The 15,132-nt window shown below is 62.6% G+C and carries 16 protein-coding genes; 6 read left to right on the forward strand and 10 right to left on the reverse strand.

Annotated elements, in window-relative coordinates; translation table 11 throughout:
• The first annotated feature begins 107 nt into the window (after nt 1–107).
• Nucleotides 108–1,085 (forward strand): Dyp-type peroxidase, encoded by a 978-nt coding sequence (locus GJB56_RS16645; RefSeq protein ID WP_113682479.1) that lies wholly within the window; start codon nt 108–110, stop codon nt 1,083–1,085.
• Between the two features lie 11 nt (nt 1,086–1,096).
• On the opposite strand, the gene GJB56_RS16650 is transcribed toward GJB56_RS16645, so the two are convergent.
• Nucleotides 1,097–2,389: a M18 family aminopeptidase gene (locus GJB56_RS16650; RefSeq protein ID WP_024487294.1), complete on the reverse strand. Its 1,293-nt coding sequence runs from the start codon at nt 2,387–2,389 to the stop codon at nt 1,097–1,099.
• Between the two features lie 88 nt (nt 2,390–2,477).
• Nucleotides 2,478–2,831, reverse strand: coding sequence for a VOC family protein (locus GJB56_RS16655; RefSeq protein WP_020970627.1), 354 nt, complete (start codon nt 2,829–2,831; stop codon nt 2,478–2,480).
• A 67-nt stretch (nt 2,832–2,898) separates the two neighbouring features.
• On the opposite strand from GJB56_RS16655, the gene GJB56_RS16660 reads away from it, so the two are divergent.
• The gene (locus GJB56_RS16660) at nt 2,899–3,072 is read left to right on the forward strand and encodes a hypothetical protein (RefSeq protein WP_153211690.1); all 174 of its coding nucleotides are present in this window, start codon (nt 2,899–2,901) and stop codon (nt 3,070–3,072) included.
• Between the two features lie 12 nt (nt 3,073–3,084).
• Here the strand turns inward: GJB56_RS16660 and GJB56_RS16665 are convergent, their stop codons facing one another.
• The 3 genes from GJB56_RS16665 to GJB56_RS16675 form a co-directional block, all read right to left on the reverse strand.
• Nucleotides 3,085–3,681 carry a CatB-related O-acetyltransferase gene (locus tag GJB56_RS16665; protein WP_230090996.1) on the reverse strand — a complete coding sequence of 199 codons (597 nt, stop codon included), beginning with the start codon at nt 3,679–3,681 and terminating at the stop codon, nt 3,085–3,087.
• Between the two features lie 126 nt (nt 3,682–3,807).
• Nucleotides 3,808–5,037, reverse strand: a complete 1,230-nt coding sequence (locus tag GJB56_RS16670; RefSeq protein ID WP_020908942.1) for an acyl-CoA dehydrogenase family protein — start codon at nt 5,035–5,037, stop codon at nt 3,808–3,810.
• 91 nt (nt 5,038–5,128) lie between these two features.
• A complete protein-coding gene (locus GJB56_RS16675) occupies nt 5,129–6,430 on the reverse strand; it encodes an alpha/beta hydrolase (protein ID WP_113682481.1) in 1,302 nt (433 codons plus the stop codon).
• Nucleotides 6,431–6,516: 86 nt separating this feature from the next.
• Here GJB56_RS16675 and GJB56_RS16680 point away from each other — a divergent pair, with 86 nt between their 5' ends.
• The gene (locus GJB56_RS16680; protein WP_024487295.1) at nt 6,517–7,128 is read left to right on the forward strand and encodes a phosphoribosylanthranilate isomerase; all 612 of its coding nucleotides are present in this window, start codon (nt 6,517–6,519) and stop codon (nt 7,126–7,128) included.
• On the opposite strand, the gene GJB56_RS16685 is transcribed toward GJB56_RS16680, so the two are convergent.
• On the reverse strand, nt 7,116–8,042 hold the full coding sequence (locus GJB56_RS16685; protein WP_080909538.1) for a hypothetical protein: 927 nt from the start codon (nt 8,040–8,042) through the stop codon (nt 7,116–7,118). The genes GJB56_RS16680 and GJB56_RS16685 overlap by 13 nt on opposite strands.
• Before the next feature lie 213 nt (nt 8,043–8,255).
• Here GJB56_RS16685 and GJB56_RS16690 point away from each other — a divergent pair, with 213 nt between their 5' ends.
• Nucleotides 8,256–9,029 (forward strand): SDR family oxidoreductase, encoded by a 774-nt coding sequence (locus GJB56_RS16690; RefSeq protein ID WP_113682482.1) that lies wholly within the window; start codon nt 8,256–8,258, stop codon nt 9,027–9,029.
• 32 nt (nt 9,030–9,061) lie between these two features.
• Here GJB56_RS16690 and GJB56_RS16695 read toward each other — a convergent pair whose 3' ends face one another.
• Together GJB56_RS16695 and GJB56_RS16700 are read right to left on the reverse strand one after the other, a co-directional pair.
• Complete coding sequence (locus GJB56_RS16695) at nt 9,062–9,493, reverse strand: nuclear transport factor 2 family protein (protein ID WP_113682483.1); 432 nt, start codon at nt 9,491–9,493, stop codon at nt 9,062–9,064.
• Nucleotides 9,490–10,413 carry an alpha/beta fold hydrolase gene (locus GJB56_RS16700; RefSeq protein WP_113682484.1) on the reverse strand — a complete coding sequence of 308 codons (924 nt, stop codon included), beginning with the start codon at nt 10,411–10,413 and terminating at the stop codon, nt 9,490–9,492. Before GJB56_RS16700 ends, GJB56_RS16695 begins: the two co-directional genes overlap by 4 nt.
• Nucleotides 10,414–10,524: 111 nt before the next feature.
• Between GJB56_RS16700 and GJB56_RS16705 the strand changes: the two genes are divergently transcribed.
• On the forward strand, nt 10,525–11,526 hold the full coding sequence (locus GJB56_RS16705; protein ID WP_113682485.1) for an NADP-dependent oxidoreductase: 1,002 nt from the start codon (nt 10,525–10,527) through the stop codon (nt 11,524–11,526).
• A 55-nt stretch (nt 11,527–11,581) separates the two neighbouring features.
• Here the strand turns inward: GJB56_RS16705 and GJB56_RS16710 are convergent, their stop codons facing one another.
• Both GJB56_RS16710 and GJB56_RS16715 read right to left on the reverse strand, forming a co-directional pair.
• Complete coding sequence (locus GJB56_RS16710) at nt 11,582–12,730, reverse strand: CaiB/BaiF CoA transferase family protein (RefSeq protein WP_113682486.1); 1,149 nt, start codon at nt 12,728–12,730, stop codon at nt 11,582–11,584.
• Nucleotides 12,727–13,899 (reverse strand): acyl-CoA dehydrogenase family protein, encoded by a 1,173-nt coding sequence (locus GJB56_RS16715; protein ID WP_113682869.1) that lies wholly within the window; start codon nt 13,897–13,899, stop codon nt 12,727–12,729. Before GJB56_RS16715 ends, GJB56_RS16710 begins: the two co-directional genes overlap by 4 nt.
• A gap of 159 nt (nt 13,900–14,058) precedes the next feature.
• Here GJB56_RS16715 and GJB56_RS16720 point away from each other — a divergent pair, with 159 nt between their 5' ends.
• Complete coding sequence (locus tag GJB56_RS16720; RefSeq protein WP_020970637.1) at nt 14,059–15,129, forward strand: LacI family DNA-binding transcriptional regulator; 1,071 nt, start codon at nt 14,059–14,061, stop codon at nt 15,127–15,129.
• Nucleotides 15,130–15,132 lie beyond the last annotated feature (3 nt).

A 15,132-nucleotide genomic window follows, 5' to 3' on the forward strand; every position in this document is an offset into this window, starting at 1 on the left:
ACCTCCGGGCCTGCGAAGTATCGCCCGTCACACCCGCCCCGGTTTGGGTAATCCGGTCGGTTTTCTTAAGGTCAGGCCGGTTCATTCTTTCCCTCGAAAGGTCTCGCATGCCCCAGGATGTTCGTCAAGCCGACCTCACGGCACAGTCCCAGTCGGTGACCACTCCCCTCACTCCGGCTGCAATTTTCCTGGTCGCGACCGTGAGTCCGGGTGGCGAGAACACCACACGAGAACTGCTCGCCGATGTCGCCGGTCTGCAGCGGGCTGTGGGGCTGCGCGTCCCTGGATCGGGTTTGGACGTCGTGACGAGCATCGGTTCGCTGGCCTGGGATCGACTGTTCGCCGGTCAGCGCCCTGCGCTGCTGCACCCCTTCACCGCTTTGCAGGGTGACGTTCACTCGGCGCCGTCGACTCCCGGTGATCTGCTCTTCCACATCCGCGCGATGAGTATGGACGCGTGTTTCGAGGTGGCTCGGCAGATCACGAAGCGACTGCACGGCGCGGCCACGGTGGTCGACGAGGTTCACGGCTTCCAGTACTTCGAGAACCGCGACCTCATCGGCTTCGTCGACGGCACCGAGAATCCGGTCGGCCGCGACGCCGTCGCCGCAGTGACCGTCGGCGACGAGGATCCTGCGTTCACCGGCGGCAGCTACGTCCATATCCAGCGCTACATCCACAAGATGCGCGATTGGGAAGCAATCACCGTCGACGAGCAGGAGCGTGTGATCGGGCGCAGCAAGCTCGAGGACATCGAGATGACGTCCGACGTGAAGCCGGCCAACTCGCACGTCGCGCTCAACGCGATCAAGGACGAGAACGGCAAGGCTCTAGAGATCCTGCGTGCCAACATGCCGTACGGGCGCCTCGGTGACGACGAGATCGGCACCTTTTTCATCGGCTACTGCCGCACGCCTGCGATCACCGAACGGATGCTGGAGAACATGTTTCTCGGCGACCCCCGCGGCAACTACGACCGACTACTCGACTTCTCGACGGCCGTGACGGGCTCGATGTTCTTCACACCGAGCGCCGACTTCTTCGAGGGTCTCCCGGCCGCACCCGCCGGGCTCTCAGCACTTTAACTACGCGACCTCTAACTTCGAGGCGTGAGGAAGGCACCGAGCGCGTCGGCATACATGCGGACGTCTGCCGCGCCCATCAACTCGCGGGCCGAGTGCATCGCGAGCTGGGGCGCGCCGACGTCGACGGTGGACAGTCCGGTCCGTGATGCCGTGATGGGTCCGATGGTGGAGCCGCACGGCAGATCGGCGCGGTGGACGTAGCGCTGCATCGGCACTCCCGCCTGATCACACGCGAGCGCGAATTCGCCTGCACCGGCCGCATCGGTGGCGTATCGCAGGTTCTGGTTCACCTTGAGTACAGGCCCACCGTTGATCTCGATCCGATGAGCGGGCTCATGGCGGTCCGGGTAGTTGGGGTGCGTCGCGTGAGCCATGTCGCCCGACGCACACACCGAGCCCGCCATCGCCTGCAGGAATTCTTCGCGGCCACCACCGCGCCCCAACACGATCCGTTCGAGCACGGTGTTCAGCAGATCTGAGAAAGCTCCACGGTCGGACATGCTGCCGACCTCTTCATGATCGAAGAGTGCGAGCACCGGGACCTGCTGACCGGGCGACTCGACTGCGGCCAGAAGTGCTTGTGTCCCTGCATAACACGTGCCCTGATTGTCCAGCCGAGGGGCGCTGACCAATTCCTTGTCCACCCCCACGACTGCGCTGGGCGCAAGATCGTGTGTCATCAATTCCCAGCCGAGAACCGACGACGCGGCTACACCCGCACGCTCGGCGACAAATCCGATGAACGACTTGGGTTTCGAACCCACTCCCCAGATTCCGTTGACGTGCCGCTGCGGATCCAGCGTCACGCCCTTGCGATCTTCGGACAGGTGGATAGCCAACTGCGGAACACGCAGAATCGGGTCGTCGATGCGAACCAGCTTCTGCTCCACCGTGTTTCCCACCCGGACACTCAATCGGCCGGAGATACCGAGATCGCGGTCGAGCCAAGAGTTCAGCCACGCACCGCCATACGGTTCGAGGCCCACCATCTGCCACCCGGCCGAAGTGAGGTCGGGATGCTGTTTGACCCGCAGATTCGGGCTGTCGGTGTGACCTCCGACGATCCGGAACGGAGCGGTGTTTCCCACGCCCTCGGTGCTCCAGGCAATCAGCGAACCACCGCGCACGAGGAAGTACCGTCCGGGCTCGGCGGGCCACGACTGCGTTTCGTGGACTTCGACGAACCCGCCGGCCGTCAGCTCGGTCGCCACCGTCGCGCACACATGGAACGGCGACGGTGACGAATCGACGAAGCTGCACAGGCCGACTGCGTCGGCCCCGGTCCGAGAAGTCTGAGAAGTCATGCCCCTCATCATGCCCGAATCGGTGCCCGCGAAATCAGTGGGCACGAAATCAGTGGGCGCGAATCGGGTGAGCTCAGAACCTGTCAGCTCAGGCGTGAGGACCGGACACGCAGAACTGGTTCCCATCAGGATCGAGGAGCGTCACCCAACGGAAACCGTCCATGTTCTCGCGGTGGTGCTCGGTTGCTCCGGCCTCGACGAGCCGCGCCACCTCGGCGTCGAGATCCGGACTCCCCAAATCGAGATGGATGCGATTCTTGCCGGCAGTGGGGTCCGGGACCTTCTGGAATGCGAAGTTGGTGGCGCTGTCAGGGACCGCGACGATGTAGAACCAACCGTCGTTCTCCTCGACGATGTTTCCGCCCAACTGCGCCGCCCACCACGTTGCGAGCGGACCGGGATCGAGACTGTCGAAAGTGATCATGCCGAGTGTGAGAGTCATGCGCACAAGCTAATGCAAGCCACCGACAAAGACTCTCGATCTCGGGCTGAGATGAGACGATCCTCGAATGCGATTCACAACGCTGCGCGACCGTGTTGCAGAACCACTCTTCGCAGTTTTCATCGCGACCGGATTACTCCTGAGCGTCCTGATCACCTTCACCGCAACAGGTCTTGCCGTCGGCCTTCTCGCGGCCGCCCTGCTTTATGTCCGGAACTACTCGCTCACACGAACGAACTAGCGGGCGCGGAGATCACTCGACCGCTTCGAGTTCCGCGACGCTCCCGTCCGAGATCACTCGGACGTGGCGGGTGATCTTCTCGATCGGCCAGTCCCACCATGCAATTCGCACCAACTTCTCGATGTCTTCAGCGCTGAAGCGGCGCTTGATCTCCATTGCCGGGTTGCCGCCGACAATTGCGTAGTCCGGGACGTCGCGTGTTACGACGGCGCCAGTGGACACGATCGACCCGTGGCCGATCCGGACACCGGGCATGACTGTCACGTTCCCGCCGAACCACACGTCGTTCCCCACGACGGTGTCACCGCGCGACGGCAAATCCTGCACCAAATCAATGTGCCTGGCCCAATCGCCGCCCATGATCGGGAACGGGTAGGTGGAGACACCGTTCATACGATGGTTCGCGCCGTTCATGATGAAGGTGACACCGGTGGCCAGGGCGCAGAACTTTCCGATCACCAGTTTGTCGGGACCGTAGTGATGCAACACGTTTCGAGTCTCGAACTCTTCGGCGAACTCCGGATCGTCGTAGTAGGTGTACTCCCCTACCTCGATCAACGGGTTGTCGATCAACGGCTTCAGCAACACCACTCGTGGTTGCCCGGCCATCGGATGAACATTTGTGGGATCTGGCGCGTTCACTGCTTACTCCGATCCGTCGGCGCGGTGTCGCCGACCGCAGCAAGACTATCCGGTTCCTGCTGCGGTCGACCGACCAGCGAAAACGTTCCGGTATCAGCCCAGGAGGCCCTTGGCGATATGGGTGACCTGAATTTCGTTGCTGCCCGCATAGATCATGAGCGACTTGGCATCACGCGCCAACTGCTCCACTCGGTACTCGGCCATGTAGCCGTTTCCACCGAACAGCTGCACGGCTTCCATCGCGACCTCGGTCGCTGCGCGCGACGAGTACAGCTTCATCGCCGACGCCTCCGCCAGGCTCACTTTGTCTCCGGCCGCGGTGCGTTCGATCGCGTTGAAGACCATGTTCTGCACGTTGATTCGAGCGACCTCCATCTCGGCGAGCTTGAGCTGGATGAGCTGGAACTGCCCGATCTCACGTCCCCACAGTTTGCGGGACTTCGCGTATTCGATGCTCAGACGGTGGCATTCGTTGATGATGCCCAGCGAGAGCGATGCGATGCCGATGCGTTCGGCGGCAAAGCTCTCCTTGGCGCTGGACTTTCCGTCGGACTTTCCGCTGTCCTCGGTTTCGCCGAGCAGACGATCCTTGGTGATGCGGACGTTGTCGAAGAACAGCTCACCGGTGGGCGAGGAGTTCATTCCCATCTTCTTGAACGGCGGGCTCTGCGTGAGCCCCTCCATGCCCTTGTCGAGGATGAAGGCGAGCACCTTGCGGTCACGACGATCAACCGACGCGTCCCCCTCGTCGAGCTTTGCGTAGACGATCATCACGTCGGCGTACGGACCGTTGGTGATGAAGGTCTTGTTGCCGTTGAGGATGTAGTCGTCACCGTCGCGGCGTACGTAGGACTTCATACCGCCGAAAGCATCCGAGCCGGAGTCCGGTTCGGTGATCGCCCATGCACCGACGGTTTCGAAAGTCACCAAGCCGGGGAGCCAGCGTTCCTTCTGCGCGAGTGTGCCGCGGCTGCGGATAGTTCCGGCGGCCAATCCGAGGCTGACACCCAACGACGCGACAAGACCGAGGCTGACGCCGGCCAATTCGCTGTTGAGCACAACGCCCATGCTGCCTGCGCCGCTGAAGGCGCTCGACTTCTCACCGTCACCGGACGGAGTATCGCCGCGCTCGCGTGCGAGCGACTTCTCGAGGCCCTCGCGTGCCATGTCGGCCAGACCGAAGGTCGAGTACAGCTTGCGAATGATGTCGAACGGCGGCAGCGCACCACTTTCGAGCTCGTCGACGTGAGGTCGCACCTCTTTGTCGATAAAGCCCCGCAAGGCGTCGCGGAACATCAGGTCGGTGTCGGACCACTCGTACATGTGCCTGAACTCCAGTCGGTGAACGATCGAGAGACTGCCGAACGGCAGCCACACACCGAATATAGAACACGTTCCAAAACCGGAACAGGATTCAGCTGATCAGACCCATTCGCTGCGAGATCCACGTCAGCTCCTGCTCGACGCCGGCCGACCACACCGAAAAGCTGTGACCACCGGGAAGCTCGAGATATCTGGCGTCCATTCCGGCCGCTTTGGCCGCTTCGTACACCTTTTGCTGGCCGGGCTTGAACTCGTTGTCATCTGTTCCGACCACAAACACTCCGCCCGAGTTCGGGAACTTCCGGGTCGCCAGCAGGTCCATCGGATTCACCTTCACGAATGCCGCCTCGTCGCCGCCGAATATCTCGTCGACGGTTCGCTGTCGGTCACCGAGCGAGGGCTCCAACTGACCGGAGAGATCGAGGAACGTCGGATACACGTCGGGGTAGTTGGTAGCCATCTGCAGTGAGCAAGTACCACCGTAAGAGAGGCCACCGATGGCCCACGCCCTCGGGTTCGTGTCGATCTGGAACGCATTCGCCACCGCAGCGGGCAAGTCCTTTGCCAGGTACGTGCCGACCTTGCCCTGCGACGAGTCGGTGCACAGCGGATTGGCCATCTGCGAACCTGTTCCGTCGGCAATGACTACGACCGGAGCCAACCCCTCGTGATCCCGGGCAAAAGCATCCATTGTCGCGGTGAGCTTTCCGCCCTGAAGCCAGTCCTCCGGCTTGCCAGGCTGACCGGCCATGAGCACCAGGACCGGCAGTAGTGGACGCGGATTGGTGAAGTACGACGGCGGCAGATACACCTGGGCGTCGCGTGCGGAGAATCCCGAAATCGTTCCGGGAACAGGCAAAGTCGTGACTCGTCCGCGAATCGGCATGCCTTCCGGCGCTTTCCACACCGTGTCGGTGGGATCGCCGGTGACAACAGGATCCGTCGGACCGGGAACTTCGCTGAGTGAAATGCGGTCGAAATCGTCGTGTCCGAACGCAATTCCCACAGTCGGGTAGGCAGCGAACACCAGGTTGATCTGCGTCGCGGCGGTGACGATGACCAGCAAAGTCGCAACGACGGACACCACCGCCTTCGCGATCGTTCCGCCCGCCTTGATTCGCGGCCCGAGAAGTAGCAACGCGTAGATACCGATTCCGATCCACACGTAGATCGACATCTCGATGGGATCCGGGAACGGCACGATCACCTTTTCGACGGTGATCCAGACGGCGATCATGATCACCAGCGCGATCAGCCCCGCGATCGGCACCGCTCTGCGGTAGTACCAGCGAACGCTCGAACCGAGCAGCCACACACCACCCAGGACCCCGAGCACAGTCAGGATCACCGGCAGTGGTCCCGAGATCAAACTGATTCGGTAGAGCCAGTCCACGTCAAGCCTCTCGCACGTAGAAATGTCGCACGCACGAGGCTAGACGACGACGCTGGTACGGCGACGACGCTAGTACTGTGTATCAGGTGACATTCATCAAGGTCTGTGGGCTGCGGGACGCTGACACGGTCGACCTCGCGGTGGGCCTGGGCGTCGACGCCATCGGTTTCGTCTTCGCCGAGAGCGTCCGCAAAGTCGACCCCGCACTCGCAGTCGATCTTCTTGCACGAATCCCCGAACACATCCGGGCAATCGGAGTATTTCTCGGCAACCCGATCGATCAGGTCCTCGAGATCGCCGAGATCACCGGTCTTCGTACCGTGCAGATTCACGATCTGGTCGACGCCGAGCAAGTGCAGCGCTTGCACGACGCCGGCCTCACTGTCATCCGCGCTGTTGTCTCCAGCAACGTCCGCGACGGTTACAACCTCGACCTCGGTGAGGACGAGCTCCTGATCGACGGCGCCGACGCCGGATCCGGGGTGCCGTGGAACTGGGCACAACAGCAATCACGCCCGCACGGCCAGTGGATCCTGGCGGGCGGACTGTCCCCGGAGAACGTGCGCGACGCGCTGGATGCCACCGGTGCCTGGGGCGTCGATGTCTCCAGCGGCGTCGAATCGTCGAGGGGCGTCAAGGACCACGCTTTGATCGAGAAGTTCGTCAGCGCTGTCCGGCAGACCGATCACTCGAAATAGGACGCGTAGTCACTGAAGGCGACTTGACCGGTGGGACTCGCCTTCACGGCGTCGGCAACGGCAGGCGGAATGGGAGCCCAGTGCGCAGGCATGGCCGCCGCCAGTGACGGCTTCAAGATGTAGAGCAATGCGAAGTTCACTATCCAGAGCGGCGGCGCCATCGACATGCCGACTTCCGAACTCACATCGCCTTTGGTGTTGGTCACCAGCTGCGCTGCTCCCGAAATCTGTTGCGCTGCAAATCCGTAGACTGCCTGCACCGTGTATGCCGACTGATAGAGCGCAATCAGAGTGTGCGTCGCACCGTTGTTGCGCAACCAGGTGCCCACAAAACCGCCAGGGGCGATCAGCGTATTCACCTGTCGCGTCGGCGCATCCGCGTTGGCCGGACTCTCCAGCAATCCGTCGGGATTCACGTACAACCCGTAACTGGCCAGAACCGACGGCGTAGTGCCGGAATAGAGGGGCCGCCCGTTCGTATTGGTGAGAATCCGGGCGCATTCGTCGATCACCTCGGCATCCTCGAGATTGCCACCGACCCCACCGCCGGCCATGAGGTCGCGATACTGCTCCTCGGTCAAAGCGTCGGCTGGCTCGAGTCCGATCTGCGCGGCAATCTTTTCCGCAGTCTGCTGACCGAGCGGCTGGTTGAGTTGATCCGGAGTAGTCATCTGCGTGGGCGCGACGCTCTCGTAGACCGGTGCCCCGGCAAAAGGGATCACGAACCCGGTATCGACATTCTCTGCAACCGGTTGCGCGCCGGCCATCTGAGTGGTGGCAAACGAAAGTACGCACACCCCAAACAAAGCCAGAACCGAGACGGTCCCGCGATGAGACCTTGCTCGGTGAGATTCTTGTCCACGTCTACAGCCCTCGCCTGAGAAAGCCTTGCCTGCAATTCCATTGCCGCGCATAGGTCAACCTCCCGGGACACAGTCCGGCGAATCAACTCGAGCTTGCATCTCAGTCAAACGCTGTGACCAGCGCCGTGTCAAGACACTGGTCAGGTCGAGGCACCTACGGCGACAGCTCGCTCGATACAGTCGACAGCTCGCCCGCTACAGTGATGCTTCCATCTGAAGTGACCTCACCCCATTTGAATTGCAGGACATCTCTGGAGGCGAGCAGTGTCTGACAAGCGCGGGACCGTGTTGATCACCGGCGTCGGCCGGAGCAAGTCGATCGGAGCAAGCCTCGCATTGGGTCTCGCCGAGGATGGTTGGGATCTGACGATCGGCTACTGGGCGCCTTATGACGAACGCGTCGGGTTCGTCCGCGGAGCGCACGATCCGCAGGACGTTGCCGAGAAGTGTCGCGCACTCGGGAGCCGTGTCGACCTGGTTCCCGGAGATCTGGCCTCGCCGGATGCGGCCGCACAGCTCGTTGACGCTGCCGCATCGCGGAATGACCTTCGTGGGCTGGTGCTCTCGCACTGCGAAAGCGTCGACAGCTCGATCCTCGATACCACCGTCGAGAGCTGGGAACGACATTTCGCGGTCAACGCCCGCGCCTCTTGGCTGCTGATCAAAGCGTTCGCTGAACGCCTTCCGGAGCAGCGCGACGTCAGTCAGGTGACCGGGCGGATCATCGCACTCACCAGCGACCATGCGGCCCACAATCTTCCGTACGGGGCCAGCAAGGGCGCTCTCGACCGCATCGTCATCGCCGCCGCAGTCGAACTTGGGTCACGCGGTGTAAGGGCAAACGTCATCAACCCAGGACCGATCGACACAGGGTGGATGACACCGGAGATCAGACGGGCCGCAACCCTCCAGACCCCTGCCGGCCGGCTGGGTACTCCCGGCGACACTGCAGACCTCGTTCGATTTCTGATGTCCGACGCCGGAGGCTGGATAACAGGGCAACTCCTTCACTCCAACGGTGGATTCCGCACCAGCTGAGCAGGCAGACTGGGCCCGCGCCCGGACTCAGGTCAGGCCTTGTAGGTCGGTAGCGTCTGCCCGAGCCTCTTGCCCATCTCGGCAGCCAATGCGGCGAGCCCGCTGGCCGGACGCACCATGACCTCGAAATCGACGATCTTGCCGTCCTCGTCGAATTCGACCATGTCGATTCCCTTGAGGCTCTTGTCTCCGATGTTCGCACTGAATTCGAGAACGACCTGCCGACCGTTGGCTCCGGCGAACTGACGGTGGTACTCGAAATTCTCGAACACCTGGATCACCGTATTGAGAATGAGCACAACGGCATCCGCGGACTGGTACGGCTTGAATCCGGTGGGCGATCGGAACTGCGCGTCGGGCGCGACAATGGTCGGTAGTGCCGACAGGTCACCGGTTTCGATCATGTTGTGCCACAACTGCAGTGCAGCTTCAACTTTCGGTTCGAGCGTCAATTCCGTGCTCATGCTTCTACCCTTTCCTCGATGTTACCTGCCGCTTGATTTACCGGCACTTGACTTGCGACGGCCCACGCACTCAACACAGTTCGCACCCCGGTCACGAGTTGCAACGGCTGATCGATCATGACGTGATGGCCGGCTTCGGGAATCTCCGCCACGATGGCCTCCGGTCCGAACAGTCCGCGCATGTGCTCCATGAGTCGATCGGACACGATACCGTTCTCAGATCGGAAATAGGCTACGCGGCAACGCGGTTCACTGTCGAGAACATCTTCGGCGCCAACTCGGAGAAAGAAGTTCGGATCGAATTTCCATGACCAACCGCCATCGACTTCCTCCATGGACGTGGCTGCCACATGGTCACGCACCGCAGGCAGTCCCGAATCCTGGGGCGGAACGAAGCGGAATCGACCCATCGCGTCTTCCCTGGTGGGATAAACTTTCTTGGGGCCGAACGCATTCTGGCGTCGAGCTGCCTCCTCTTCGGGCGTCCGCGCCTTGAGTGGCGAATCGATGATGACAACGCCGTCCAACAGTTCGCCGTGCAGATGCGAGGCCACGAAGGAAACAATCCCACCCATACTGTGCCCCACCAGAATCGGCTTGCCGTCGATTCCCCCGGCCTCGGCCGCCGCCAGCACCTCGCGAGCCCACTGGGATATCGCGTAGGCATCGCGAGTGTCACTGTCTCCGTGGCCCGTCAAGTCGAGAGCGACGACGCGCCGCCCCTCGGCGAACTGCGGCGCGATGTGATCCCACCAGCGACTGTGGGCTGCGCCGCCGTGGATCAGCACAATTCCCGGCCCCGCCGACCCCCAAGCCCGAAAATGCACCGAAGCGCCCTCGACCTCCACCGACCCCGTCTCGACCGGCGCTTCCAGCGCCCGAGTGAACCAACCAGGCGCGTCTTCGACGACATTGCTCATCGATCGAACATACATAGTCGTCAATCGGTTCATCCAACTCTTCCCAGTTCGTGATCCATCACCTATATTGAATCCGGCCTCAAGTTCAATTCGTTTCGCCGAAGGGGAGAGATGACCAACCGCCAAGTACGCCTCGCCGCCCGCCCGACAGGACTTCCCGACGCTTCCACCTGGGAATATGTCGACGCCGAGATCCCGTCCGCCGGGCCGGGTGAGTTTGTCGTCAAGGTCGAATACCTCTCCCTCGACCCCGCGATGCGCGGTTGGCTCAACGACGTCAAGTCGTACGTTCCGCCGGTCAAGCTCGGTTCCGTCATGCGCGCCCACGGCGTCGGACGCATCACCGAATCCCAACACCCCGATTACCAGGTCGGGGACATCGTGGCGGGATCGTTCGGCGCTTCCGAGTACGGAGTGTCCGACGGAACAGATGTGACCCGGGTCGACGAATCGATCGCTCCCCTACCGACCTGGCTCGGAGCTCTCGGATTCCCCGGCGTCACCGCATATTTCGGACTGCTCGACGTCGGAAAGCTGAAAGACGGTGACACCGTCGTCGTATCCGGTGCTGCGGGCGCGGTCGGCAGCCTGGTCGGTCAGATCGCAAAGCTCCACGGATGCAAGGTCATCGGCATCGCCGGCGGTCCGGAGAAGTGCGCGTGGCTCACCGAGGACCTCGGCTTCGATGTCGCCATCGACTACAAGAACGAATCCGTCTACAAGGCGCTCAAGTCCAACGCTCCCGACGGTATCGACGTGTACTTCGACAACGTCGGCGGAGAAATTCTCGACGCTGCTCTCTCCCGTTTGCGCCTGGGCGCTCGGGTGGTCATCTGCGGCGCCATCGCGGGTTACAACGCCACCGAGCCTCAGCCAGGCCCCGCGCACTACCTGTCACTTCTCGTCAATCGGGCCACGATGGCCGGCTTCGTGGTCTTCGACTACCTCGATCGCTACGCAGAAGCGCAGGAGCAGATCGGAAGGTGGATCAAGAGTGGCGAATTGACTGCCCGCGAGCACGTCGTCGACGGGGGTATCGACGCGTTCGGCGACAGCCTCAACCTTCTCTTCGCCGGTGCGAACACCGGAAAGCTGGTCCTGAAGGTCAGCTGAGTCACCCACACACGCAGATCGGCCACCGGGTATTCCGGTGGCCGATTCGCTTGGGTCAACTGATTCCCGACGGAGTGGGAACGCTGTCCTCCCCCAACCGCGGCGGGGCCGACCGATAGGTTGCCGGTGTGCCGCTCATCCGAATCGGATTGGCTACCTGCCGGGTCGGTGCATCGCGACGCAGGTCGTCGATGGACACCACCGGATCGAGATTCAGTCGCTCCGCCAGCGCTATCGCGTCGGCGATGTCGTTGAGAGGTCCACACGGGACACCTCGCTCGGTCAGCGCCTCGAACCACGAGTCTGCAGTGCCCTTGGCCAATGCAGCAGTGACGGCATCGAACAACTCTTCTCGATGCGCGACCCGATCCCGGTTCGAGATGAACCGCACATCCGCGGCAAGTTCGGGAACTCCGAGAACCTCTGTCAACGAACCGAATTGCCGGTCATTGCCGACAGCGAGGACCAGCGGACGGTCCGCGGTGTCGAATACCTCATATGGTGCGATGCTCGGATGTCGATTGCCCATTGCCTGAGGCACCACGCCCGCGGCAACGTAGCCGGACGACTGGTTGGCGAGCGCGGAGAGCAACGAGGACAACAGATTGACCTCGACGTGCTGTCCTTCGCCCGTTCGATCGCGATGGCGCAGCGCTGCAAGGATTCCCACGCTGGCGTGTAGGCCCGTGATGACGTCGACCACCGCGACGCCGACCTTGGTGGGAGTCTTGGAATCGGGGCCGGTGATACTCATCAATCCGCCCACCGCCTGGATCAACAGGTCGTATCCCGGCAGAGAGTTGTTGCTACCGAAGCCACTGATCGAGCAGTAGACCGCACGCGGATTCATTTCTCGCACAGAGTCGTAGCCCAATCCGAGCCGGTCCATCGTTCCCGGCAGGAAGTTCTGAACCACTACATCCGCGCCGCGAACCAACTCACGCGCACTCTCCAGATCCTCCTGCTCGCGCAGATCCAGAGTGACCGACTTCTTGTTGCGGTTCACCGACAGGAAGTAACTCGACTCGTCCCCGACCCATGGCGGACCCCAACTACGAGTGTCGTCGCCGACACCCGGACGTTCGATCTTGACTACCTCCGCGCCGAGGTCGGCGAGAATCATCGTGGCGTACGGGCCGGCGAGGACGCGACCGAAATCAGCGATCACCAGCCCGTCGAGTGCTCCGACAGCGTCGACCGTCACCGGAACGCTTCTTCACCGGTGAGAGCGCGACCGATCACGAGCTGGTGAACCTCGGAGGTGCCCTCGTAGGTGAGAACGGATTCGAGGTTGTTGGCGTGCCGAATCACGGGGTACTCGAGCGTGATGCCGTTGGCGCCCAAAATGGTGCGGCATTCACGGGCGATCTTGATGGCCTCGCGGACATTGTTGAGCTTGCCGGTGCTGACCTGCTCGGGGCGAACCGTCCCGGCGTCCTTGAGGCGTCCGAGGTGGATGGCAAGCAACTGCCCCTTGCCCAATTCGACTGCCATGTCGGCGATCTTGGCCTGGGTGATCTGGTACGCAGCGAGCGACTTGTCGAAGACCTTGCGATCACGCGCGTAGGAAATCGCGGTCTCGAGGCAGTCATGTGCGGCGCCCATCGCGCCGAAGATGATGCCGAAGCGTGCCTCGTTGAGGCAGCCGAGGGGCCCGGAAAGTCCGCGTGCCTTGGGCAGCATCGCCGAGGCAGGAAGACGCACGTCCTCGAGCACCAGTTCCGAGGTGACCGACGCGCGCAGCGACATCTTGTTCTTGATCTCGGGGGCGGAGAATCCCGGAGTGTCGGTGGGAACGACAAATCCGCGCACGCCGTCTTCGGTTCGCGCCCAGACCACGGCGACGTCCGCGATGGAGCCGTTGGTGATCCACATCTTGGTGCCGTTGAGGATCCAGTCGTCGCCGTCGCGCTTGGCGTTGGTTCGCATACCGCCGGGGTTGGATCCGAAATCGGGTTCCGTGAGACCGAAGCAGCCGATGGCTTCACCCGCCGCCATCCGCGGGAGCCATTCTTCCTTCTGCTCTTCACTTCCGTTGTGGTGGATCGCGAACATGGCCAGTGAGCCCTGGACCGAGACGAGGCTGCGAATGCCCGAATCGACAGCTTCGAGTTCCTGGCAGGCCAACCCGTACGCCGTGGCACTCATTCCGGCACAGCCGTAGCCCTCGAGATGCATGCCCAGAACGCCGAGCGCGCCCAGTTCCTTGGCCAGCTCACGCGCCGGCAGTGCTGCCGCTTCGAACCATTCACCTATGTGCGGGCGAATGCGATCGTCGACCATCTTGCGGACCGTGTCGCGGATCGCGATCTCCTCGGCGTCCAGCAGGGTGTCGATGGCAAAAAGCTCGGACAGGGACTGCGGCGTGGTCACGGGGCCTCCAGTGTTCTCGGGCGCAATCCTTTGCGAGAACGATTGCGCAATCGTTTGCATCGCCTAGAGTAGAGCCCGGTTGCACACCCGTCAATCCCCGGACGGCCAACCGACTCAGAACCAGCTCAGAACCGACGCACACCAGGAGCCCCGACGCAGATGACGCCCGATCCGTCGAACCGCAGCAACGGCCGTCCGCCAACGCTGCGCGAAATCGCCGACCAGGCCGGGGTCCACATCTCGACGGCGTCGCGGGTCCTCCGTCAGCCCGAGCCCGCCGACGGTTGGTCCGACTCCGCACTCCGAGTTCGTCAGGTTGCCGAGGAACTCGGTTACCAACCGAACCTGTGGGCGGCCAGCCTGCGTACCCGCAAGACCACCACCATCGGCGTCGTGATGCCGAGGCTGACGGACGTCGTGGTGGCCACGATGTTCCAAGGCATCGAGGAAGCCGCCACCGCAGCCGGGTACTCCGTCCTTCTCTCCAGCCCACCCGACGATCTGGACGCGCAGCGCAAAGCGGTCGAGTTCCTGGTCAGCCGACAGGTCGACGGTCTCATGCTGAGCAGCATCCACCTGCCGGGTACCGATTTCGTCGACTCGCTCCCCCTGCGCTCACTCCCGATCCTGCTGCTGAACCGGCACATCGACTCGGCGACGTCGTCTCCGAACCGAGGTCTTCCCTTTGTCAGCGGCGACGACCGCCTCGGCGGCTACCTCGCGGGGAAGCATCTTCTGGACTGCGGCTATCGCGATCTCGGAGTGATCGCGGGGCCGGATCACGCCAGCACGTCGCGGGAACGCGTCGCGGGTTTCCGCGATGCCCTGACCGAAGCCGGTCTGGAACTGCCGCCGAACCGAATAGTGGCGTCCGAGTTCGAAGTTCAAGGGGGTGTCGATGCGGCGGCCACATTGCTCGGTGGGGATTCACGCCCCGACGCCGTCTTCACGGTGAGCGACACCATCGCGATCGGCGTACTCGGTGTGGCCCGTGATCTCGGGTTGAGCATTCCCGACGATCTTGCGCTGGTCGGCTACAACGACATTCCGGTTGTCTCGCAACTCCCGGTGCCCCTGACAACGGTGAGGTCCCCCGCCCGAAAGATTGGCGCGACCGGGCTCGAGCACCTACTCGCACTTATCTCCGGCAAGAACGTCGAATCCGTGAAACTTCCCGTCGAACTGATCGTGCGAGCCTCCACCAGAAAGCCTGCCAGTCGCAAACTCTGAGCA

It is taken from the genome of Rhodococcus sp. AQ5-07 (assembly GCF_009707305.1).
GTDB lineage: Bacteria > Actinomycetota > Actinomycetes > Mycobacteriales > Mycobacteriaceae > Rhodococcus_F > Rhodococcus_F erythropolis.